Source organism: Massilia sp. HP4 (assembly GCF_005222695.1).
Taxonomy (GTDB): domain Bacteria; phylum Pseudomonadota; class Gammaproteobacteria; order Burkholderiales; family Burkholderiaceae_D; genus Telluria.
Genome location: NZ_STGG01000051.1, coordinates 109,943 through 132,279 on the forward strand (window position 1 = coordinate 109,943; position 22,337 = coordinate 132,279).

Below are 22,337 nucleotides of genomic sequence, written 5' to 3' on the forward strand. Positions count from 1 at the left end.
TCAGCGCGCGCCGATCTCCAGCTCGAACAGGTCGACGCCATCGACGCCGCCGCGCAGGCGGTCGCCCGGCTTCAATGCCGCCACGCCCGACGGCGTGCCCGAGTAGATCAGGTCGCCCGGGGCCAGGGTCACGAAGCGCGACAGGTAGGCGATCACGTCGGCGATCGGCCAGATCAGTTCATTGAGGTTGCCTTCCTGGCGCAGCGTGCCGTTCACCTCGAGCCAGATGCGCCCCTCGGCCGGGTGGCCCACTTCACTGACCGGATGCAGGGCGCTGCATGGCGCCGAAGCGTCGAAGCCCTTGGCCATGTCCCATGGCCGGCCGGTGTCCTTGGCTGCCGTCTGCAGGTCGCGCCGGGTCAGGTCCAGCCCCACGCCATAGCCCCATACCAGGTCGAGTGCATTCGCCGCATCGATATTGGCCCCGCCGGCTCCCAGCGCCACCACCAGTTCGATCTCGTGGTGCAGGTCGTCGGTCGACGGCGGATACGGCACCGCGCCGCTGGCGGGCACCACGGCGTCGGCCGGCTTGGTGAAGAAGAACGGCGGTTCGCGGTTCGGATCGCTCCCCATCTCGCGCGCGTGCGAGGCGTAGTTGCGGCCGACGCAGAACACGCGGCGCACCGGGAACCGGCTGCTCGAGCCGCTGACGGCCACCGAAGGCGTGGCGGGGGCGGTGAAGACGAATTCGGACATGCTCATCCTTTCATTGATGGAAGCATGATCATACTCTCGCCAGGGATGGCCGTGGCCCGGCGGCCGATTTACGCCGGCGCCAACGCCTCTTCGGATTCCGAGGCCGAGGAAGGCCGCGGCGCAGCCGCTTCCGCCACCGCCGCGAGCGCCGCGCTCGACTCGAGGATGCGCACCAGCGCCGTCATGTCGACCGGCTTGACCAGGTGGTGGGCAAACCCCGCCTGCAGCGCGCGCTCGCGGTCCTTGGCCTGGCCGTAGCCGGTCACCGCGACCGGCACCGTGGCCGTCGTCTCGGGCAGGGATCGCAGCTCTTGCGCCAGCTGGTAGCCGTCGACGTCGGGCAGGCCGATATCGATCAGCATCACGTCGGGCCGCTCGGCGCGCGCGCGGCGCAGGGCCGACTGGGCGTCGTACTCGACCGAGGTCGCATGGCCCTGCACCTGCAGCAGGGTCGCCAGGCTGTCGGCGGCGTCGCTGTTGTCGTCCACGATCAGCACCTTCAGCTTGCGCTGCAGGATGGCGCGCACGGCCTCCGGGTCGCCCGGCTGGGCATCGACGCCGTCGCAGGCGCCCGTCACGCAGGGCAAGCTGAGCGTGAAGGTGCTGCCGAAGCCGACGCCGTCGCTGTGGGCCGCCACTTCGCCTTCGTGCAGGTCGACCAGGCGCTTGACCAGGGTCAGGCCCAGCCCGAGCCCGCCCTGCGAGCGCGCCAAGGTGCGCGCGCCTTGCGTGAACAGGTCGAACACGTTCGGCACCAGGTCGGGCGGCATGCCGGAACCGTTGTCGCGCACGCGCAAGACCATGCGGCCATCCTGCGCCTGCAGCGAGAGCGCCAGCTGGCCGCCCTTCTGCGTGTACTTGGCAGCGTTGTTGACGATATTGGCCACGCTCTGCACCAGGCGCGTCTGGTCGCCGCGCACATGGACCGGCGTCTCGGGTAGCTCGACCCGCACCTGGTGCGATTTCTCGAGCACCAGCGGGCGGGTCTGGTCGAGCGCGCCGGTCACCACGTCGCGGAAGTCGACCGTGGCCAGCTTGAGCTTGACCAGGCCGCGCGTGACGCGCGAGACGTCGAGCAGGTCGTCGATCAGGCGGCTCATGTGCTTGACCTGGCGGCTGATGATGGAACTGGTCTGGCAGATGCGCGGCTCGTTCGCGAACTGCATGCTGAGCAGGCTCGCCGAGCTGCTGATCGGCGCCAGGGGATTGCGCAGCTCGTGCGCCAGCATGGCCAGGAATTCGTCCTTGGCGTGGCTCAGGCGCTCGGCCTGCACCCGCGCCAGGCGCTCGCTCTGCAGCAGCGCATCGCGCTCGAGCGCCGCGTCGCGCACGGTTTCCTCGAGCCGCGAGCGGCGCACCACCTCGCGCGTGTGGCGCGCCACGTCCTCGGCCATCGCGGTTTCTTGCTCGGTCCAGTGGCGCGCGCATGGTTCGTGCAGGTAGAAAACGGCGGCCAGCCGCCCTTCCTCGATGATCGGCACGATCACCACCGCGCGCGCGCCGATGCCGGCATAGGCCGCGGCGCAGGCGGCCGAGCGCAAGTCGGCGTCGACGTCGTCGATGCGCACGGTGCGGCCCTGGCGCAGCATGGCCGTGATGTCGGGCCCGAAGTCGGCCAGCGGATGCGCCATGCCGGCCAGGCTGGCGATGCGGCCATCGGTCCAGTCGCGGTCGATGCTCACGGTGCGGCTGGCGGCGTCGATCTCGCCATAGCCGACCCGCGCCACGCCCAGGGTCTGGCCGGTCATGGCGCTGGTGGCCTTCATGATGTGGACCGCGTCGTCCAGGCCGTCGAGGGTTTCGCCCAGTTTATGGTGGAAGGCGTGGCGGTGCTGGGACAGCACGTCGGACGTGGTCTCGGTCAGCACGCAGTAGACGCCGGCCACCTGCCCCGCGTGGCGCACCGGCGACAGCGAGATGGAAAAGAAGCGCCGCTCGCGCTTGCCGTTGCGTTCGAATTCCATCAGCGCGTGCTGGAGCTGGGTCGCCTCGCCGGCCAATACGAGCTCGAAATAGGGCCGCATGCGCTCCCACAACTCGGGCCGCACGCTGGCATACGGCGCGCCGCGTGCGGATGGGTGCTTGTCGCCGAGCAGGTCGGAATAGGCGTCGTTATAGAACAGGCGCAGGTCGTGGCCGATGGCCAGGAACATCGGGAAGCGCGATGCCAGGATCAGGTCGCCGATGGCGCGCAGGCCGTCGGGCCACAGGTCGGGCTCGAACTGCGCTGGCTCCAGCGGCGCCAGCTCTTCCAGCGCCAAGCCGCCGAGGGCGGTCGGCGGGAAACTGCTCAGGTTGCTCATCAGGAATACCCAGTGTGGTTCTCTCGAAGCTGGCTGGGCTTAACACACTGGAACGTTTCCCGTCGCGTTCTTATTGCCCTGCCGCCAACATTTTCTTATTGTGGGCGATTATAGCGAGCAATCGAACCAGGCTGCGCCCGTTACACATCAGTGACTTTTGGTGGTTGTGCTAGCGCTACAGCCTAATAGATCTCGGCGGCCGCGACGCGCACGGCCTTGAGCAGCAGGTCGGCGCCCGGCGACAGCAGGTGGTCCTGCTGGCGGATGATGCCGAAGGCATCGAGCTTGCATGGCAACTCGATCGGCAGGATACGCATCACGTTCAGCGAGGCATAGTACTGCGCCACCTCGAGCGGCATCACGTGCAGGGCGTCGGTCTGCTGCAGCAGCGCCGTCACCAGCAGCAGTGCCGTGGTGTCGACCACGTTGACCGGCGGTTGCAGGCCGGCGCGCAGGAACATCATGTCGAAACGGTGGCGCAGGATGCTGCCGGGCGACGGCAATATCCACGGCCGCTCTGCGATGTCCTGCAGGCCCAGGTCGCGCCGCTCCAGCAGGGGGTGGCCGGGACGCACGACCGCGCACGCCGGCTCCTCGGTCAGCTCTTCGTAGATCAGGCCCGTCGCATTTTCCTTCTCGAGAATGCGGCCAATCATGAAATCGAGGGCGCCATGCTTGAGTTTGTCGATCAGGACGTTGCTCGATTCGAGCTGTACGCCAATGCGCAAGAGCGGCGCCTGCTCCTTGATGCGGGCGATCGCGCGCGGCAGCAGCGCCATGGCCGGCGCCATGATCACGCCCACCTCGACCTGCCCGGCCAGCCCGGCCTTGAGCGCCACGATGTCGTCGTGCGCCAGCGCCAGGCTGGTGAGCGCCATGCGCGCGTGGCGGATCATGGTCTCGCCGTAGATGGTCGGCTCCATCCCGCGCGGCAGGCGATCGAACAGGCGCACGTCCAGCATCTCTTCGAGGTCCTTGACCTGCTTGGAGGCCGCCGGCTGCGTCATGTGCAGCTCCTCGGCCGCGCGGTGGATGTTGCGGTAGTCGTCCAGCGCGATCAGGAGCAGCAGCTGGCGCGTCTTGAGGCGCGCCTTCAAAAACCAGTTCGGGTTCGTCGTATCCATTAGGAAATCATATCAGTTTGGATATCGATCCGGCAGTGGTTTGATGGGTGCCGTTATCACTTGCAGCCCGGGGATGGGTTGGCAGCCGGGCCTTCGGCGGTCTGCGGGATCGGCAGGATGGCGCCATCCGGGCCGTAGCGCAGCTCTTCCACCGCGACCGAACGGCGGTATTCGCCGCCGGTCGGCAGCTTGCCGTTGTGGTAGAAGATGTATGATTTGTCATTGAACTCGACGATCGCCTGGTGGATGGTCTTGACGTTGGTGTTCTTCTCCATGATTACGCCGCCCGCGGTCCACGGACCTGTGACGGTCGGGCCGGTCATGTACACCGTCTCTTCGGGGAAGTGGCGCGAATAGGTCAGGTAATAGGTGCCCTTGTGCTTGTGCATATAGGCGGCCTCGACGAAGTGCTCCAGGCCGACGGTGTGGATCGGGCCGTCGAACTCGATCATGTTCGGTTTCAGCTTCACGTATTTCATGACCGTGTTCCCCCAGTACATATAGGCCAGGCCGTCGTCGTCGATGAACACGGCCGGGTCGATGTCGTCCCACAGGATCCTGGTCTCTTTCGTCATGTCGTTCGACACCAGGGCCTTGCCCAATGCGTCCACGAATGGGCCGGTCGGGCTATCGGATACGGCGACGCCGATCGCCTTGCCGGGAATGGTGGCATGGTCGACTGTCGAATAGAAGTAGTACTTGCCGTTGCGCTTGACGATGTCCGAGGCCCAGGCGTCGCGGCCGGCCCACTTGAAGGTCGAGTAGCGCAAGGGCGAACCGTGATCGGTCCATTTCTTCATGTCGCAGCTCGAGTAGACGCGCCATTCGTTCATCACATAGTCCTTGCCGCCGACCGGGGCGTCGTCCTTGCCGACATAGACGTAGACGCGACCGTTGTCGACCAGCGCCGCCGGATCGGCGGTAAAGATATCCTTGACGATCGGGTTGCTCGCCTGTGCGAAGGTAGGTGCGCACAGGGTAGCTCCAAGCGCCGCGGCGAGGATGGTTTGTTTGAACATCTTGTCTCCTGTTGAATTATTTTGGCTTGAATGCCATCACGCGCTGCACCACGCAGAACACGAACAGCAGGCCGCCGATCACGATCCGGGTCCACCACGAGCTGAGGGTGCCGTCGAAGGCGATCAGGGTCTGGATGGTGCCCAGCACCAGCACGCCGGACAGCGCGCCGGCGATATAGCCGTAGCCGCCGGTGAGCAGCGTGCCGCCGATGACGACGGCGGCGATTGCATCGAGCTCCGTGCCCTGGGCATGCAGGCCGTAGCCGGACAACATGTAGAACGCGAACAGCAGTCCCGCCAGCGAGGCGCAGAAGCCGCTGAAGGCATACACCAGGATCTTGGTGCGGCCGACCGACAGTCCCATCATGGCGGCCGACTGCTCGTTGCCGCCGACCGCATACACGGCGCGCCCAAAACCGCTGTAGTGCGCGAGCCAGACCGCGAAGCCCAGCATGCCGAGCGCGATCAGGGCGCCGGGCGAGATGAAGCCGCCGAACAGGGCAATCTGCGTCTGCGACATCGCCACGAACAGCGGATCCTCGATCGTGATCGATTCGATGCTGATCAGGTAGCACAGGCCGCGCGCCAGGAACATGCCGGCCAGCGTGACGATGAAGGGCTGCAGGCGAAAATAATGGATGACGGCGCCCATGCCGCCGCCGAAGGCGAAGCCCAGCGCCAGCACGGTCGCGATCACCGCCAGCGGCGGCCAGGCCGCCACCTGCAGCAGCCAGGCCGCGATCATGGTCGACAGCGCCAGCACCGCGCCGACCGACAGGTCGATCCCTCCGGACAGGATCACGAAACCCATGCCGATCGCGATCACGAGCAGGAAGGCATTGTCGATCAGGAGGTTGAGCATCACCTGCAGCGACAGGAAGCCTTCGTACAGCGCGCCGCCGATCAGCAGCATGGCGGCCAGCAGGATCACCGTGACCATCGAGGTGAACGACGGGGCCCTGGACAGCCTGTGCAGCGTGCCGAAGACCGCGCTCATGCCGCCCTCCGCTTCACCAGGTTCTTGAACTGGTCGGACTGCGAAATGCAGACCAGGAACACGACGACCGACTTGACGACCATATTGACCTCGGGCGGCACGCCCAGCGAATAGATGGTGTAGGTGAGCGTCTGGATGATCAGCGCACCGATGATGGAACCGGCCAGGCTGAACTTGCCGCCGGCGAGCGAGGTACCGCCCAGCGTGACGGCCAGGATCGCGTCGAGTTCCAGCATCAGGCCGGCGTTGTTGGCGTCGGCGCTCTTGACGTTGGAGCTGATCATCAGGCCCGCCATGCCGGCGCAAGCCGCGGCGAACACGTAGACGAACACGATCAGGGCCGCGGTGCGGATGCCGGCCAGGCGCGCGGCCACCGGATTGATGCCGACCGCCTGGATGAACAGTCCCAGCGCGGTATGGCGCAGCAGCAGCGCGGTGACGCCGAATACTGCCGCCACCACGAACAGCGCGAACGGCAGGCCGAACAGGTAGCCGCTGCCGAGGAAGAAGAACGGCTGGTAATAGACGGTGACGATCTGGCCGTCGGTCAGCAACTGGGCCAGGCCGCGGCCGGCCACCATCAGGATCAGGGTCGCGACGATCGGTTGCAGGCCCAGGCCGGCGACCAGCGCGCCATTCCACAGGCCGCACAGCAGCGCCGCGCCGAGGGCGGCGGCCATGGCGACCAGCATCGGCGTCTCTGCCAGGTAGACCGGCACGCCGTCCTGGATCACCATCGTGCCGCCGATGAGCATCGAGGCCACGGTGCCGGACAGCGCCACCACGGCGCCGACCGAGATGTCGATGCCGCGCGTGGCGATCACCAGCGTCATGCCGATCGCCGCCAGCATCAGGGGCGCGGCGCGGTTGACGATGTCGACCAGGGAGCCGTACAGGTGGCCGTCCTTGATCTCGAGGCGGAAGAAACCCGGGATCAACAGGAAGTCGATCAGCAGCAGCGCGGCCAGCGCGGCCAGGGGGCGGAACAGAGGATGGCCCAGGGCTTTCGAGACCAGCGACTCGTTCGCGCCGGCCGTCAGTTCGGCGACCGTCATTGGCAGCTCTCCCCTGCGATCACGTGCAGCACCGAGCTGTCGTCCAGCTCACCGCGGCGGTATTCGCCGAAGGCCTTGCGGTCGCGCATGACGACGATGCGGTCGGAGACGCGCAGCACCTCGGGCAGTTCGGACGAGATGAACAGGATGGCCATGCCCTTGCGGCATAGCGTGGTGACGTAATCCATGATTTCCTGCTTTGCGCGCACATCGATGCCGCGCGTGGGTTCGTCGAGGATCATCAGCTTCGGCTCGGTGGCGAGCCAGCGCGCCAACAGCACTTTCTGCTGGTTGCCGCCCGAGAGCGTGCCGATCGGCGTGTCGATGCTCGCCGTCTTGATCCCCAGTTGTTTCACGTAATAGTCGGCCAGTTCCTGCTGGCGGCGCAGCGGGATGGCGCGCAGGATGCCCTGGCGTGCCTGCAGGGCAAGGATCAGGTTCTCGCGCACCGACAGGTCGAGGATCGCGCCCTCGTGCTTGCGGTCTTCGGAGCAGAAGCCGATGCCTTCGCGGATCGCGTCGCGCGGCGTGGCGAAGATCCGCGCACGGCCGCCGATCTCGATCGCGCCATTGTCCGCCTTGTCGGCGCCGAACAGCAGGCGCGCGGTCTCGGTGCGGCCGGAACCGAGCAGGCCCGCAAGACCCAGCAGTTCGCCTTGCCTGATCTCCAGGTCGAGCGGCGCCAGCACGCCGCGGCGCGCCAGTTGCCTGGTCCGCAGCAGGGTCGGGCCGGCCTGGTGGCCTTGTTCCATGCAGGTCTGGGGCGGCTCCAGGGTGTCGGCGGCGGCGCCGATCATCTTGTTCACCAGGGCCAGGCGCGACAGCTCGCCGCACAGGTACTCGCCCTCTCGCTCGCCGTTGCGCATCACCGTGATGCGGTCCGAGATCGCATAGGTCTGCTCGAGGAAGTGGGTGACGAACAGGATCGCCATGCCCTGTTCGCGCAGCTTGCGCAGCACCGAGAACAGCAGTTGCACTTCGGCCTCGTCGAGGCTGGAGGTCGGCTCGTCCAGGATCAGCACCTTGGCCGAGATATTCAGGGCGCGGGCGATCGCCACCATCTGCTGGATCGCCAGCGGGTAGCTGGCCAGCGGCTGAGTGACGTCGATATCCACCTGCAGGCGCGACAGGAGTGCGTGCGACAGGCGGCGCATCGTGCGCCAATCGATCATGCCGAAGCGGCGCGGATAGCGGCCGATATGGATGTTCTCGGCGACCGACAGGTTCGGGCACAGGTTCACTTCCTGGTACACCGTGCTGATGCCGAGGTCCTGGGCGTGCTGGGTCGAACGCGGCGCGATCGCCTCGCCCCCCAGCACGATGCTGCCGCGCTCGGGCTGGTAGACCCCGGTCAGCACCTTGATCAGGGTGGACTTGCCGGCGCCGTTCTGGCCCATCAGGGTATGGACTTCGCCCGCATACAGACGCAGGCCCGCGTCCGACAGCGCCTTTACGCCGGGGAATAGCTTATGGATGCCGGTCACTTCAAGCACCGGCACCTTGTTCGTCGAGGCGAGCATGGCCGCCTCAGTATTTACGGTTCGGGAATTCCTTGGCTGCGACTTCGGCCGGGAAGACACCTTCGTTGACCACGATGCGTTTCGGGACCGGCTTGCCGGCCATGACCGCCTTGGCCGCTTCCATCAGCTGCGGGCCGAGCAGCGGGTTGCATTCGACGGTCACGTTGAGCTTACCCTGCAGCATGGCCTCGAAGGCGCCGCGCACACCGTCGATCGACACGACCAGGATGTCCTTGCCCGGCTTGAAGCCGGCTTCCTCGATCGCCTGGATGGCGCCAATGGCCATGTCGTCGTTGTGCGCATACAGCACGGTAATGTTCTTGCCTTCGGACTTGAGGAAGGCTTCCATCACCTCTTTACCCTTGGCGCGGGTGAAGTCGCCCGTCTGGGAGCGAATGATCTTGAGCCTTGGTTCGGTCTTCATCACCTCGGCGAAGCCGGCCTTGCGGTCGAGCGCCGGGGCCGAGCCCACGGTGCCCTGCAGTTCGACGATATTGTAGGCGCGGTTCGGGTTCTTCTTCGCATGCTCGACCAGCCAGTGCGCGGCGCGGCGGCCCTCTTCCACGAAGTCCGATCCGAGCAGCGTGACATACAGCGACTGGTCGCTCACTTTCACCGCGCGGTCGGTCAGGATGACCGGAATATTGGCGCGCTTGGCTTCGCGCAGCACGGTGTCCCAGCCCGACTCGACGACCGGCGAGAAGGCGATGATGTCGACGCGCTGGGCGATGAAGGAGCGGATCGCCTTGACCTGGTTTTCCTGGCGCTGCTGGGCGTCGGCAAATTTGAGGTTGACGCCGGCCTTCCGGGCGGCGTCCTTGATCGAGGCGGTGTTCGCGGTGCGCCATTCGCTTTCGGCGCCGACTTGCGAGAAGCCGATGGTCAGGGGCTTGGCGGCCAAGGCGGTGGACGGCGCGATTGCGGCGAACACGGCTGCGCCCAGGAGGTTCCTGCGGGTGAGTCTCATCACTTGTCTCCAGTATTGTTGTTCTGCAATCCTAGGCCAAAGTGAGATACTGTTCCAATCACTTTTTTTCAGTCTTTGATATTTTTTTTGGTATCGACACTGGGCTGGCGGCTCGTCATCTGGTTCGTTCCACATGACGAGCCACCGAACCTACCGCAACAGCCGCAGCCCGTACAGGCCGCCCGCGACCGATCCGGGTTTCGCCACGAAGCGTACGCTCATCTTGCCCTGTGCGGCCTTGCGCACCGCCTCGGGAATCGGAAAGTCGATCGTATAGACCTCGTCCCCGGCATCGGCGGTCAACGTCACTTCCGCCAGCACCTTCCCATTGATCAGGATATCGAAGCGCCGCCCCGCATCCGCCCTGGCAAACGCCAGCCGCAACACCCTGGCCTCGCCCTTCGGATCGGTCAACTCGTAGCTGAACCACTTGCTCGCATGGCGCCAGTGCCGGCCATTGTTGATGCCGGCATCGACCCCCTCCCCCTTGAAGAAGTGATCCGACTCCGGCTGCTGCTCGCCCGGCGCCACCCTGTCGATGGTGCGGGCGTCGAGCGCGATCCGGTCCGCCTCGCGCGCCGCGTTCCCGGCCTGCAGCGCCTTCAGGCCGCCCGGCGTAGAATGCTGCCAGTACATCGTATAGCGCGATTCATGCAGGCGGAAGAAGGGAATGAACTCGGTGCGCGGCCCATCCGCCCCATGCACCAGGTTCGCCGCAGTGAAGGTCAATGGCTTGCCGGCCACCGGCTTGAACTTCGCGATGAAGTCCTTCGAGTCGCTGACAAACATCGGCGCCGACTCCAGCGGACACATCGGTCCCGAGGCGATATGCCCCATGCGCGAGTCGTCGGCCAGGTAGTTCAGCTTCTCGTCACCGGGCATGCGCGTCTTCGCCGCCAGCACCACCGGCCCGTGCAGCACGGCGTAGTAGTTCGACTTGCCCGGCATCTGTTCCAGGTGCGTGGTCATCGGCAACCGCAGGTCGACCCGGTCGCCCTTTTTCCAGGTGCGCTCGACGGTCGCATAGCCGCCGGGCCGGGCGTCGACGGTAATCGCCTTGCCGTTGACCTTGACCTCCATGCGGCCCGGCGGCACCCATGCCGGGTAGCGGATCTTCATCGCGAACCGGCCTTCGCCATCGATCGTCAGGCGCGTTGTGTCCGTATCCGGGAAAGTGGTCGCCTGGGTGATCGTGACGCCCTTGTCCTTCCAGTTCAGCGTGGAGGCGACGAACAGGTTGACGAACAGCGTGTCCTTCTCGTGCGCGTAGATGAACTCACCGTATTTGGCGTGGCTCTCGATGCCCGAGCCGACGCAGCACCACATGCCATCGTCCACCTGCGAATACACGCGGTAGTGGTTCGGGCGCATCGGCGTGAAGTAGACGAAGCCGCCCTGCGGGCGCTGCGACGACAGGATGTGGTTGTACAGCGCGCGTTCGTAGTAGTCCCCATAACTGCCCTTCTGCTCCGACTGGAACAGCATCCGGGTCAACTTCAGCATATTGTAGGTGTTGCAGGTCTCGGGCCCTTCGACCTCGTGGACCATGGGGTCGAAATCGTCGTGACTGTGGAAGTGCTCCTTGACGCTGTTGCCGCCGATGGCCACCGAGCGCTTGTCGACCACCGTCTGCCAGAAGAATTTTGCAGCCTCACCCATGTCCTGGCGCCCGGTCGCATCGTGAATGCGCTTGAAGCCGATCACCTTCGGGATCTGGGTATTCGCATGCAGGCCCGTCAACCGGTCCTGCTTGTCCGCCAGCGGCTGCAGGATGGCCTGGTGCGAGAACGCCAGCGCCAGGTCGAGGTATTTGCGTTCGCCCGTCATCTCGGCCACGTCGACGAACACCTCGTTCATGCCGCCATGCTCGCTGCGCAGCATGGTCTGCATCTGCTCGGGCGACAGCTTCGACGTCAAGGCCAGGGCCCAGTCGGATAACTGGACCAGCATGACCTTCGCATCCTCGTTGCCGGCATGGCGCCAGGCGTCGCGCAGCCCGGCGTAGACCTTGTGCAGGTTATACCAGGGCACCCACTTGCCGTTGACCGAGAAGTTGTCGGCCTCGAGCTTGCCGGCGGCGACGTCGCGCCATGCCTGGCGTCCGCCGGGGATGCCGCCGATATAGCCGTCGCCATTGGCCTGCTGCGCGCGCTTGAGCTCCCCAACGAAGTAGTTCAGGCGGCGCAGGGACTCGGCGTCGCCGGTCGAGGCATACATCAATGCCAGCGCCGACAGGTAGTGGCCGCCCATATGGCCATCGAGCCCGGTCGACTCCCAGTTGCCGTAGCTGGGCTGGCGCGGCGGCAGGCCAGCCTCGCGCAGGAACGGCGCCAGGAGGCGATCGGGCTCCATCGCCATCAGGTAGTTCAGGTTGGTGGTCTGGGCGTCGAGGAAGGGACCGGCGCCCAGACGCACGTCCGACAGCGGGAAGGTGTGGGCCGACTGCGCATCGGCCGCCTGCGCCCAGGCGCTGGCGACCATCAGGGACAGGAGCGCGATGCCTGTCTTCATTTCAGCAGGGCGCTCTGGTAGCGGTTCAGGTCCTTCTGGTCCGTCACCGGCCAGCCGTCCCTGTCCCACTTCATCTCGAGCACCTTCAGCTTCTGCCTGTACTGGTCGGCGCTTTCGTAGGCATGCAACACCATATAGTCCTTGCCATCGAAGGTGTAGGCGCTGTTGTGGCCCAATCCGCCCCAGTCCTTGTCGCCCTGGATCACGATCGAACCGCCGCCCTTGGCCATGTCCACGCCGTTACGGTCGAGGTAAGGCCCCTTGACCGACTTCGACCTGCCGACGACCACTTTATAGGTGCTGTCCTTGCCCTTGCAGCACAGGTCCCATGACGCGAACAGGTAATACCAGCCGTTCTTGGGGAAGATGAAAGGCGCCTCGATCTGCGCCGGCGCGGCCTCTTCATCCGGCGTGAAGGCCGGACGCTCGCGGCGCGCGATCGTATACCACTCCTGCGGCTCGGCCAGTTTGGTGCGGCTGGCGTCGAGCTTGACCAGTTTCAGCCCGCCCCAGAACGAGCCGAACGACATCCACGGCGTGCCCTGCTCGTCGTCGATGACGTGCGAGTCGATCGCATTCCACAGGTCACGGCCCGGGATCGACTGCACGACCATGCCCGCATCTTCCCACTTGTAGTCGGGCGAGCGCGGATCGAGCGTCCGGTTGACGGTGACGCCGATGGCCGAGGTGTTCTTGCCGAAGCCCGACACCGAATAATACAGGTAGTACTTGCCGTCGTGGTGGTAGATGTCCGGCGCCCAGACGTGGTCGTTGAAGGTCGGCGCCGCCTTTTTCGCCCAGGTCGGCTCGCCCTTGAAGACGCGGCCTTCCGGCTTCCATGTTTTCAGGTCGCTCGAGCTGTAGAAGGTGATGCCGGGACCGGTGCTGTACAGGTAGTAGCGGTCCTTCTCCTTCGCCATGACCGGGTCGTGCACGCCGACCTGGGCGGCGGATGCCGCCCCGGACAGCGCGGCCGACACCGCCATCGCGAATGCGATTGCGCGTGCGGCCTTCATTTACGCCTCGACTGCCAAGACCATCACGCCCTTGGCCGGGACCTTGATCGTCAGCTTGCCGTCGACCGCCTTCGCGCTGAACGGCGCCGGCTTGACCGCCTGCGGCTGCTCGAAGGTGTTATGGGCGTCCATCTTCTCGGCCGTCAGCACCTGGCCCGACACGCTGCCCACGTTCAGGCCGGCCACATTGATCGCGACGTCGCTGGCGCGGGTCGGATGGGTATTGACCAGGGCGACATACACCTTGCCGTCCCTGGCGCGCGCCGCGGTGGCGCTGATGCCCGGCACCGACTTGCCCTTGCTCGAGTAGGCCACGTCGTTGTCGACCGCCACCGGCAGCGAGGTCGCGTCCTGGAACGGGATATACATCTTGTAGGCGTGGTAGGTCGGCGTCAGCAGCATCTTGTCCTTGTCGGTGATGATCATCGCCTGCAGGACGTTGACCATCTGCGCGATATTCGTCATGCGCACGCGCTCGGCGTACTCGTGGAAGATGTTGAAGTTCAAGGCCGCCACGACCGCGTCGCGGATGGTGTTACGCTGGAACAGGAAGCCCGGATTGGTGCCCTCTTCCACGTCGTACCATGTACCCCATTCGTCGACATAGAAACCGATTTTCTTCTCGGGATCGTTCTTGTCGAGGATGGCGATGTTCTGCTTGATGTGCTGGTCCATGCGCAGGGTCTGCTGCATGGTCGAGAACCATTCCGACTCCGGGAAGCCGGTGGCGGCGCCCTTCTTCTCCCACACGCCGGTCGGCAAGGTGTAGTAGTGGTAGCTGATGCCGTCGGTACCGCGCGCCGCTTCGCGGCTCAATACTTCGGTCCACTTGGTATCGTTGTCGTTGCCGCCGCTGGCGATCATCTTCGGCCGCGCGTCCGGCGGCGTCTTCAGGAAGGTCGCGTAGTGATTGTACAGGTGGGCATAGTATTCCGGCTTCATATTGCCGCCGCAGCCCCAGGCTTCGTTGCCGATGCCGAAATAGGCAACCTTGTACGGCTCCTTGCGGCCGTTCTTGCGGCGCAGTTCGGCCAGGGTCGACTTGGTGTCCGACGTCATGTACTCGAGCCACTCGGCCATCTCTTGCGGAGTGCCCGAGCCGAGGTTGCCGTTGATATAGGCTTCGGTGCCGAGCAGTTCGACCAGGTCGAAGAATTCATGGGTGCCGACCGCGTTGTCCTCGGCCACGCCGCCCCAGTGGGTATTGACCTTGACCGGACGCTTGTTGCGCGCGCCGATACCGTCGCGCCAGTGGTATTCGTCGGCAAAGCACCCGCCCGGCCAGCGCACCAGCGGCACCTTCAGTTCCTTCAACGCACCGATCACGTCATTGCGCCAGCCGCGGGTATTCGGGATCTTCGAGTTCGGGCCGACCCACATGCCCTCGTAGATGCCGGTGCCGAGGTGTTCGGCGAACTGGCCGTAGACGTTCTTGTTGATGACCGGGCCGGGCTTGGTGGTATCGATCGACACGCTGACCTGGGCCAATGCCAGCGCTGGCAGGGCGGCAAGGCTGCATGCGAGGACGAGGGGCTTGAATACTTTCACTATTGTCTCCTGTTTTATGATGAGTTTTACTTGAACACTGCGACAACGACGCGCGGCTGGACCCAAGACCGTCATGCCAGCACGGCCGGGTACCCAGGTTGACTTGATGAGCAAGCGAACCTGGATCCACGCGCGACCGGTGCAGCCTTCGCGGGAACGACCTGGTTCTGGTGAGCGGAACCTCGTGCGTGGATGGGTTCCGCGCAGGCGATCAGGTCCAGCCGGCATCCACGACGAAATCCTGCGCCGTGCACATCCTGCTGTCATCGGCGCCGAGGAACAGCACCATGCGCGCGATATCGTCGGGCATCAGCTTGTCGGGCAGGCATTGCGCCTTCTTGATCTCGACTTCGGCCGCGTCGTCTACCCACAGGTCGACCTGGCGCTGCGTCATGACCCAGCCCGGTGTGACCGTGTTGACACGCACGCCGAACGGGCCAAGATCGCGCGCCAGGCTGCGCGTCAGGCCGATCACGGCCGCCTTGGTGGTGGCGTACACCGGATAGCCGGCGCCCTTGGCATGCCAGGACATCGAGCTGAAGTTGATGATCGAGCCGCCTCCCTTTTGCTTCATCCCCGGCAGCACCGCCTGGCAGGTGAAGAACATCGGCCGCTGGTTGATGGCGATGCGCTCGTTCCAGTAGTCGAGCGAGACGTCCTGGATATCGTGGCGTTGGTCGTTCGCCGCATTGTTGACCAGTACATCGAAGTCGCCGACCTGGGCGGCCAGCTCCGCCATCGTGCGCTGCAGCGCCGGGATGTCGGTGATGTCGCAGTGGCGGAACAGCGGCGCCTGGTGGCCCGCCTCCGCCAGCCGCGCGCACAGCGCCTCGCTGGCCTGCTGCGCGATATCGACGAAGGCGACGGTCGCGCCCTGCTCCACGAAGGCCTGCACGATCGCTTCGCCGATCCCGGTGCCGCCGCCCGTCACGAATACCCGCTTGCCCCGCAGGCTGGGGTAGTTCGCCATCTGTTCCATGCTTGTCTCCATCTTTTATTATCGTGCGTGCGCTGTCAGTCTTTGGTCAGCGCACCATCCAGCCGGCGCCAGACGCCCAGCGGATTCCCGTCGCGCAGGACTTCCGGCAGCAGCTCTGCCGGCAGGTTCTGGTAGCACACCGGGCGCAGGAAGCGCCCGATGGCGCCGGTGCCGACCGAGGTGCTGCGGCCATCGGCCGTCGACGGGAACGGCCCGCCGTGCACCATCGCCGTCGACACCTCGACGCCGGTAGGATAGCCGTTGGCGAGGATGCGGCCAACCTTGCGTTCCAGCGCCGGCAGCAGGGCCCTGGCGGCGCCGATGTCGCCGCCGTCGATCTGCAGGGTCGCGGTCAGCTGGCCTTCCAGCACCTCGGCCACTTCGCGCATCTGGGCGGCGTCCCGGCACACCACCAGGACCGAGGCCGGACCGAACACCTCGTCATGCAATTCGTGGCGCTTGACGAATTCGTCGGCCGTCGTGCGGAAGAACGCGGCACCGCCCTTGCCTTCCTGATGGTCGATGCGGGCCAGCGTCGTCACCGCCTCGTTGCCGGCCAGCGCGTCGACGCCCTTGCGGTAGCTGTCGGCAATCCCCTGGTTGAGCATGACGGCGCCCTGGGAGCCCGACAAAGCCTCGCTGGCCGCGGCGACGAAAGTGTCGAGCCCGGGTCCGTCGATCGCCAGGACCAGGCCCGGATTGGTGCAGAACTGGCCGACGCCCAGCGTCAGCGACGCGGCGAAGCCCTTGCCGATCTCTGCGCCGCGCGCGGACAGCGCCTGCGGCAGGATGAAGACCGGATTGATGCTGCTCATCTCGGCATACACCGGGATCGGCTGCTTGCGCGCCGCCGCGACCGCCATCAGGGCGGTACCGCCCGAGCGCGAGCCGGTGAAGCCCACGGCCTGGATCGCCGGATGCGCCACCAGGCGCTGGCCGATGCCGTTGCCGGTGCCGGTCAGCAGCGCGAACACGCCGGCCGGCAGGCCGCACTGCGCCACTGCCCTGGTGACCGCGCGCCCAACCAGTTCCGAGGTGCCGGGATGCGCCGAGTGGGCCTTGAGCACCACCGGGCAACCGGCGGCGAAGGCCGATGCGGTGTCGCCGCCGGCGACCGAGAACGCGAGCGGGAAGTTACTGGCCGCGAATACGGCGACCGGGCCGACGCCGATCAGGCGCATGCGCAGGTCGGGACGCGGCGGGGTACGCTCCGGCAGCGCCGTATCCAGCCGCGCATCGTTCCACGAACCTTCGCGCAGCAGGGTGGCGAACAGGCGCAGCTGGCCCACGGTGCGTCCGCGCTCGCCCTCGAGGCGCACGCGCGGCAGGCCGGTCTCCAGCATCGCGCGTTCGATCAACGCGTCGCCGATGGCCAGGATCTGTTCGGCCACGGTGTCGAGGAACTGCGCGCGCTGCTCGTCGCTGGTGGCGCGGAAGGTGTCGAAGGCCGCGCCGGCCGAGGCGCAGGCACGATCGATCTGCTCCGGCGTGACCATGTGGAAGCTGGGCTCCAGGTAGGCACGTGCACTCGGGTCCCAGGCCTGGAACGATCCCGCGGCGCCGCGTTCCTGGACGCCGTCGATGATGGCTTCGCCGGTGATGGTCATAAGGTCTTCACTTTCACGTAAGGGGTATCGAGCACGGCCAGGCGGTTGCGCAGGGCCGGGCCGAAGGCAGGCGATTCGACCTCGAAGGTCTCCCCGGCCTCGACCTGGACGCCGTCGGCAAAGCTCAGCGTGGCGGTGCCGAAGAAGTGGATGTGCACGTCGCCGGCGCGCTTGAACAGGCCGTACTTGAAGTGGTGGTATTCGAGGTTTTCCAGCGTGTGCGACATATTCTGCTCGCCACTGACGAAGCTCTTCTCCCAGCGCACCTGGCCGTCGGCCTTGCGGATGCGCGAGACGCCGTCGATGTGGGCCGGCAGTTCGCCGACCAGCAGCGCCGGGCCCAGGCCGCAGCTGCGCAGCTTGGAGTGGGCCAGGTACAGGTAGTTCTGGCGTTCGGTGACGTGGTCCGAGAACTCGTTGCCGATCGCGTAGCCGAGGCGGTATGGCTGGCCGTCGTCGCCGATCAGGTACAGGCCGGCGATCTCGGGTTCTTCGCCGCCGTCGAGCGAGAAGTCCGGCATGTCGAGGTCCTGGCCGGTGGCGCGCACGATCGAACCATCTCCCTTGTAGAACCATTCCGGCTGCACGCCGGGCGTGCCGGGCTGCGGCTTGCCGCCTTCGACGCCCATGCGGAACATCTTCATGCTGTCGCTCAGGGCGTCGATGTCGCCGCCGATCTTCTGGTGCATGGCGTCGCGCGCGTCGGCGCTGCCCAGGTGGGTCAGGCCAGTGCCGGTGACGTAGCAGTGGGCGGCGTCGGAGTGGTCGATCGGGGCCAGGATGCGGCCCGCGCTGGCGATGTCGTCATAGTTGACCTGGTCGGCGCCGGCGGCGCTTTCTGCCAGTTGGGCCAGGCTCTTGCCCTGGTCGATGGCGGCGCGCGCCAGTTCGACGGTCGTCGTGTAGCCGTCGATGACGCGGATGGTGGATTCGTGCAGGATGCCGATGCGGCGTTCCTGCGATTCAGTCAGAAATTGGACGAGCAGCATGGTGCGGGTCTCCTGGTTTTTTTGGTGGCGCCGGCATGCGATCCGGCCGGGCGTGCGATGGTTGCACGCGCGGACGGCGGAGCCGTCCACGCGTCCGGATCACATCAAATCAATGCGAATGCTTCGGCACCGCCGAGCCGCGGCAGCCGACGAGGAAGTCGAAATCGCAGCCGTCATCGGCTTGCAGCACGTGATCGAGGTACAGGCGCTGGTAACCGCTGTGCTGCACGGGCTTGGTCTTCTCGGCCCGATCCGCCAGGCGCGCCCGGATCTGTTCATCGCTCAGCTCGACGTTCAGCAAGCCGGCGTGGCAATCGAGCTGGATCATGTCGCCATCCTGCACAATGCCCAGCGGGCCGCCGGCCATCGCTTCGGGCGCCACGTGCAGCACCACGGTGCCATACGCCGTGCCGCTCATGCGCGCATCCGAGATGCGCACCATGTCGGTGATGCCCTTGGCCAGCAGCTTGGGCGGCAAGCCCATATTGCCCACTTCGGCCATGCCCGGATAGCCCTTCGGACCGCAGTTCTTCATCAGCAGCACGCAGTTCTCGTCCACGTCCAGGTCCGGATCGAGGATGCGCTGCTTGTAATGGTCGAAGTCTTCGAACACCACGGCGCGGCCGCGGTGTTTCATGAGGTGCGGCGACGCAGCCGACGGTTTCAGCACGGCGCCGCGCGGCGCCAGGTTGCCGCGCAGGATGCAGATACCGCCATCGGCGATCAGCGGATTGTCCAGCTGGCGCACGACTTCGTCGTTGTAGATCGGCGCATCGACGCAGTTCTCCCACAGCGACCTGCCGTTGACGGTCAGCGCATCCTTGTTGGGGATCAGGCCGCCCTCGCCCAGGCGGCGGATGACGGCAGGCAGGCCGCCGGCATAATAGAACTCTTCCATCAGGAAGCGCCCCGACGGCAGCAGGTCGACCACGGTCGGGGTGCCCTTGCCGATGCGGGTCCAGTCTTCGAGCTCGAGCGGCACGCCGACGCGGCCGGCGATCGCCTTCAGGTGGATCACGGCATTGGTCGAACCGCCGATCGCGGCATTCACGCGGATCGCGTTCTCGAAGTTCTCGCGTTTGAGGATCTTCGACAGCCTCAGGTCTTCGTGCACCATCTCGACGATGCGGATGCCCGACATATGGGCCAGCACGTAGCGGCGCGCATCCACCGCCGGGATGGCGGCATTGTGCGGCAGCGACGTGCCCAGCGCCTCGGCCATGCAGGCCATGGTCGACGCGGTGCCCATCGTGTTGCAGGTGCCGGCTGAACGCGAGTGCCCCGCTTCGGCCGACAGGAATTCGTGCATCGTGATGGCGCCGGCCTTGGCCTGCTCGTGCAGTTGCCACACCGCGGTACCGGAACCGATGTCCTTGCCGTTCAGTTTACCGTTGAGCATCGGGCCGCCGGTGACGACGATGGTCGGCAGGTCGACGCTGGCCGCGCCCATCAGGAGGGCCGGCGTGGTCTTGTCGCAGCCGACCAGCAGCACGACGGCGTCCATCGGATTGCCGCGGATCGACTCTTCGACGTCCATCGACGCCAGGTTACGGGTCAGCATGGCGGTCGGACGCAGGTTCGATTCGCCGTTCGAGAACACCGGGAACTCGACCGGGAAGCCGCCGGCTTCCAGGATGCCGCGCTTGACGTGTTCGGCCAGCTTGCGGAAGTGGGCGTTGCAGGGGGTGAGTTCGGACCAGGTATTGCAGATGCCGATGATCGGCTTGCCCTGGAATTCGTGATCAGGAATGCCCTGGTTTTTCATCCAGCTGCGGTACATGAACCCGTTCTTGTCTTGCGTGCCGAACCATGCCGCCGAACGCAGCGGCGTTTTTTTCTTTTCCTCGGACATGTATTTCTCCTGTTTATTCTTGGCTGAGCGGGGCGTCTTGCCTTCGCTCATGTCTCCTAGTTACAGGAAGTAATAGTAAAGACCGGCCAGATAACTTTCCAATCAATTTTTAGCTTGGATTGATATCGTTTTTTGTATCGCGAGGAGATGTTTTACGGGCGCATGCTGGGGTGGGCGGCGCCGTCCACCCGACCAGCGAGATGAAATGATCAGCGGTGCAGGAAGCGCGACTCAGGCAAGCCGCGCACGTCGAGGGTCTTGGCGAACAAGGCGCCGGAAAGTGGCGCCGATTCCCGGTCCTTGCCCGTCATGCCCACATGGGCGCTGGTGACGAACAGGGTCGACAGGCCAGGCCCGCCGAATGCCGGACAACTCGGCTGCGGCGCAGCCAGTTCCACGACCCGGTCGAGCCGCCCATCAGGCGCGAAGCGCAGCACCTGCCCCGCTCCCCAGCGCGTGCTCCACACATACCCTTCGGCGTCGACCGTCGACCCATCCGGCTCGCCCGGCGCGGCGTCAAGCGCGACGAAGGCATGCACCGGCCCTACCTCCGCGCTGCAGGGATTGTAGTCGGCATACAGGATGGCCTTCTCTTGCGAGTCGGCGAAATACATGCGCCGCCCGTCGGGACTGAAGCAGATGCTGTTGGCGATGGCGGCAGCGGGCAATGGCAGCCGCTCGAGCGTCAGGTCCAGGTTCAGGCGATAGAATCCGCCCACCGCCGGTTTCGGATTCTCGTCCTGGTTGAACATGCCGAACACGAAGCGTCCCTGGCGGTCGCAGCGTCCATCGTTCAGGCGCGTCGACGGCTTATCGGCTTCGACATCGCAGATCCGCGTGACCTTGCCGGTCGAGAAAGTGAAGAAGGCCAGGCCGGAGGCAAGGCCCAGCAGCAGGCGGTCGTCGCTGCCGGTCAGGGCGAAGCAGCACAGCCGCTCGGGCATCGTCCAGCTGAGCGTGCGGCCGGTCGCCGGCGAGTACGACCACAGGGTGGCGGCCGGGATGTCGGTCCACAGCAGCCGGCCGGTGCGCTCGCACCACAGCACGCATTCGCCGAGCTCGTGCCCGGCGTCGATCAGCACTTCCATCATGCGTCCGGCTCCACCAGGAATCGAAAGCGCGACTCGGTCTGGTACACCTGCCCCGGACGCAGGATCGCGTTCGGGAAGTGCGGCTGGTTCGGCGAATCGGGGAAATGCTGCGGCTCCAGGCAAAAGCCGCTGCGGTGCTGGTAAGTCCGGCCCTTGCCGGCGAGCGAGCCGTCGAGGAAGTTCCCGCTGTAGAACTGCACGCCCGGCTCCTCGGTCCACAGTTCCAGCACGCGGCCCGAGACGGGTTCGCAGACACGCGCGGCGCGCGTCATTGCCTTGCCCGGCGGCTTGTTGAGCGCGAAGTTGTGGTCGTAGCCGCCGCCGTGGCGCAGTTGTTTGTCGGGCTGGCCGATGCGCTCGCCGATCGGGCGCGGCATGCGGAAGTCGAACGGCGTGCCCGTCACCGGCGTGAGTTCGCCAGTCGGGATCGAGCCGGCGTCGATCGCCACGAAGGCGTCGGCGTCGATCGTCAGGACATGCCCGAGGATGTCGCCGTCGCCGGCCAGGTTGAAGTAGCTGTGCTGGGTCAGGTTGACCGGCGTCGCCTTGTCAGTGACGGCGTGGAAGGACACCACCAGCTCGTCGTCGTCCGTGAGCGTGTACACGACGGTCGCGTCGAGGTTGCCCGGATAGCCCATCTCGCCGTCCGGGCTGCGATAGGACAGGCGCAGGTTCGCGCCATCGACCGTGGCCTCCCACTTGACCCGGTCGAAGCCATCCGGTCCGCCGTGCAGGTGGTTGCGGCCGTTGTTTACCGGCAGCTGATACGACTGGCCATCGAGCGTGAAGCGTCCCTGCCCGATGCGGTTGCCGAAGCGGCCGATCAAGGCCCCGAAATACGGGCTGTCGGCGGTATAGGGCTCGAGCGTGTCGAAGCCCAGCACCACGTCGGCAAGGTTGCCGTCGCGATCAGGCGCATGCAGCTCGGTGATGACGCCGCCGTAGTCGATGACCTTGGCCACCATGCCCCTGGCATTGGTCAGCGTGAACTGGGTGATGGCCCTGCCGTCGGGCAGCTGGCCGAACGGCGCTTGCGTGATACCGGTTTGCACGTGTTCGTATC

Annotated in this window: 17 protein-coding genes; all 17 read right to left on the bottom strand. The window is 65.8% G+C overall.

Going from position 1 to position 22,337, the window contains the following annotated elements:
- The 17 genes from E8M83_RS19820 to E8M83_RS19900 all read right to left on the bottom strand — a co-directional run bounded on the left by E8M83_RS19820 (position 1) and on the right by E8M83_RS19900 (position 22,326).
- A complete protein-coding gene (locus E8M83_RS19820) occupies positions 1-696 on the bottom strand; it encodes a fumarylacetoacetate hydrolase family protein (protein ID WP_137175069.1) in 696 nt (231 codons plus the stop codon).
- 68 nt (positions 697-764) lie between these two features.
- On the bottom strand, positions 765-2,999 hold the full coding sequence (locus E8M83_RS19825) for an ATP-binding protein (RefSeq protein WP_137175070.1): 2,235 nt from the start codon (positions 2,997-2,999) through the stop codon (positions 765-767).
- Between the two features lie 182 nt (positions 3,000-3,181).
- A complete protein-coding gene (locus E8M83_RS19830) occupies positions 3,182-4,123 on the bottom strand; it encodes a LysR family transcriptional regulator (protein WP_137175071.1) in 942 nt (313 codons plus the stop codon).
- A gap of 56 nt (positions 4,124-4,179) precedes the next feature.
- Positions 4,180-5,142, bottom strand: coding sequence for a glycoside hydrolase family 43 protein (locus E8M83_RS19835; protein ID WP_137175072.1), 963 nt, complete (start codon positions 5,140-5,142; stop codon positions 4,180-4,182).
- Between the two features lie 16 nt (positions 5,143-5,158).
- Positions 5,159-6,139, bottom strand: a complete 981-nt coding sequence (gene yjfF, locus E8M83_RS19840; protein ID WP_137175073.1) for a galactofuranose ABC transporter, permease protein YjfF — start codon at positions 6,137-6,139, stop codon at positions 5,159-5,161.
- Positions 6,136-7,194, bottom strand: a complete 1,059-nt coding sequence (locus tag E8M83_RS19845) for an ABC transporter permease (protein ID WP_137175074.1) — start codon at positions 7,192-7,194, stop codon at positions 6,136-6,138. Before E8M83_RS19845 ends, yjfF begins: the two co-directional genes overlap by 4 nt.
- Positions 7,191-8,714: a sugar ABC transporter ATP-binding protein gene (locus E8M83_RS19850; protein WP_137175075.1), complete on the bottom strand. Its 1,524-nt coding sequence runs from the start codon at positions 8,712-8,714 to the stop codon at positions 7,191-7,193. The genes E8M83_RS19845 and E8M83_RS19850 overlap by 4 nt, the downstream gene beginning before the upstream one ends.
- A gap of 7 nt (positions 8,715-8,721) precedes the next feature.
- The gene (locus tag E8M83_RS19855) at positions 8,722-9,681 is read right to left on the bottom strand and encodes an ABC transporter substrate-binding protein (RefSeq protein WP_137175076.1); all 960 of its coding nucleotides are present in this window, start codon (positions 9,679-9,681) and stop codon (positions 8,722-8,724) included.
- A gap of 150 nt (positions 9,682-9,831) precedes the next feature.
- Positions 9,832-12,192 (bottom strand): beta-L-arabinofuranosidase domain-containing protein, encoded by a 2,361-nt coding sequence (locus E8M83_RS19860; RefSeq protein ID WP_137175077.1) that lies wholly within the window; start codon positions 12,190-12,192, stop codon positions 9,832-9,834.
- On the bottom strand, positions 12,189-13,208 hold the full coding sequence (locus tag E8M83_RS19865) for an arabinan endo-1,5-alpha-L-arabinosidase (protein WP_137175078.1): 1,020 nt from the start codon (positions 13,206-13,208) through the stop codon (positions 12,189-12,191). Before E8M83_RS19865 ends, E8M83_RS19860 begins: the two co-directional genes overlap by 4 nt.
- Positions 13,209-14,756: an alpha-N-arabinofuranosidase gene (locus tag E8M83_RS19870; protein WP_137175079.1), complete on the bottom strand. Its 1,548-nt coding sequence runs from the start codon at positions 14,754-14,756 to the stop codon at positions 13,209-13,211.
- Positions 14,757-14,967: 211 nt separating this feature from the next.
- On the bottom strand, positions 14,968-15,735 hold the full coding sequence (locus E8M83_RS19875) for an SDR family NAD(P)-dependent oxidoreductase (protein WP_137175080.1): 768 nt from the start codon (positions 15,733-15,735) through the stop codon (positions 14,968-14,970).
- Positions 15,736-15,770: 35 nt separating this feature from the next.
- Positions 15,771-17,342: an aldehyde dehydrogenase (NADP(+)) gene (locus E8M83_RS19880; protein WP_137175081.1), complete on the bottom strand. Its 1,572-nt coding sequence runs from the start codon at positions 17,340-17,342 to the stop codon at positions 15,771-15,773.
- Positions 17,339-18,331 carry an AraD1 family protein gene (araD1, locus tag E8M83_RS19885; RefSeq protein WP_137175082.1) on the bottom strand — a complete coding sequence of 331 codons (993 nt, stop codon included), beginning with the start codon at positions 18,329-18,331 and terminating at the stop codon, positions 17,339-17,341. Before araD1 ends, E8M83_RS19880 begins: the two co-directional genes overlap by 4 nt.
- Positions 18,332-18,440: 109 nt before the next feature.
- Complete coding sequence (locus E8M83_RS19890) at positions 18,441-20,183, bottom strand: IlvD/Edd family dehydratase (protein WP_137175083.1); 1,743 nt, start codon at positions 20,181-20,183, stop codon at positions 18,441-18,443.
- Between the two features lie 209 nt (positions 20,184-20,392).
- Positions 20,393-21,274, bottom strand: a complete 882-nt coding sequence (locus tag E8M83_RS19895; RefSeq protein WP_137175084.1) for an SMP-30/gluconolactonase/LRE family protein — start codon at positions 21,272-21,274, stop codon at positions 20,393-20,395.
- Positions 21,271-22,326 carry an aldose epimerase family protein gene (locus tag E8M83_RS19900; RefSeq protein ID WP_137175085.1) on the bottom strand — a complete coding sequence of 352 codons (1,056 nt, stop codon included), beginning with the start codon at positions 22,324-22,326 and terminating at the stop codon, positions 21,271-21,273. Before E8M83_RS19900 ends, E8M83_RS19895 begins: the two co-directional genes overlap by 4 nt.
- Positions 22,327-22,337 lie beyond the last annotated feature (11 nt).

Bases quoted from the DNA above. Each gene is read 5' to 3' on its own strand.
- E8M83_RS19830 (WP_137175071.1), bottom strand. From the start codon at position 4,123: ATGGATACGACGAACCCGAACTGGTTTTTGAAGGCGCGCCTCAAGACG.
- E8M83_RS19835 (WP_137175072.1), bottom strand. From the start codon at position 5,142: ATGTTCAAACAAACCATCCTCGCCGCGGCGCTTGGAGCTACCCTGTGC.
- E8M83_RS19890 (WP_137175083.1), bottom strand. From the start codon at position 20,183: ATGTCCGAGGAAAAGAAAAAAACGCCGCTGCGTTCGGCGGCATGGTTC.
- E8M83_RS19855 (WP_137175076.1), bottom strand. From the start codon at position 9,681: ATGAGACTCACCCGCAGGAACCTCCTGGGCGCAGCCGTGTTCGCCGCA.
- E8M83_RS19865 (WP_137175078.1), bottom strand. From the start codon at position 13,208: ATGAAGGCCGCACGCGCAATCGCATTCGCGATGGCGGTGTCGGCCGCG.
- E8M83_RS19895 (WP_137175084.1), bottom strand. From the start codon at position 21,274: ATGATGGAAGTGCTGATCGACGCCGGGCACGAGCTCGGCGAATGCGTG.
- E8M83_RS19860 (WP_137175077.1), bottom strand. From the start codon at position 12,192: ATGAAGACAGGCATCGCGCTCCTGTCCCTGATGGTCGCCAGCGCCTGG.
- E8M83_RS19850 (WP_137175075.1), bottom strand. From the start codon at position 8,714: ATGCTCGCCTCGACGAACAAGGTGCCGGTGCTTGAAGTGACCGGCATC.
- E8M83_RS19825 (WP_137175070.1), bottom strand. From the start codon at position 2,999: ATGAGCAACCTGAGCAGTTTCCCGCCGACCGCCCTCGGCGGCTTGGCG.
- E8M83_RS19845 (WP_137175074.1), bottom strand. From the start codon at position 7,194: ATGACGGTCGCCGAACTGACGGCCGGCGCGAACGAGTCGCTGGTCTCG.
- yjfF (WP_137175073.1), bottom strand. From the start codon at position 6,139: ATGAGCGCGGTCTTCGGCACGCTGCACAGGCTGTCCAGGGCCCCGTCG.
- E8M83_RS19875 (WP_137175080.1), bottom strand. From the start codon at position 15,735: ATGGAACAGATGGCGAACTACCCCAGCCTGCGGGGCAAGCGGGTATTC.
- araD1 (WP_137175082.1), bottom strand. From the start codon at position 18,331: ATGCTGCTCGTCCAATTTCTGACTGAATCGCAGGAACGCCGCATCGGC.
- E8M83_RS19820 (WP_137175069.1), bottom strand. From the start codon at position 696: ATGTCCGAATTCGTCTTCACCGCCCCCGCCACGCCTTCGGTGGCCGTC.
- E8M83_RS19880 (WP_137175081.1), bottom strand. From the start codon at position 17,342: ATGACCATCACCGGCGAAGCCATCATCGACGGCGTCCAGGAACGCGGC.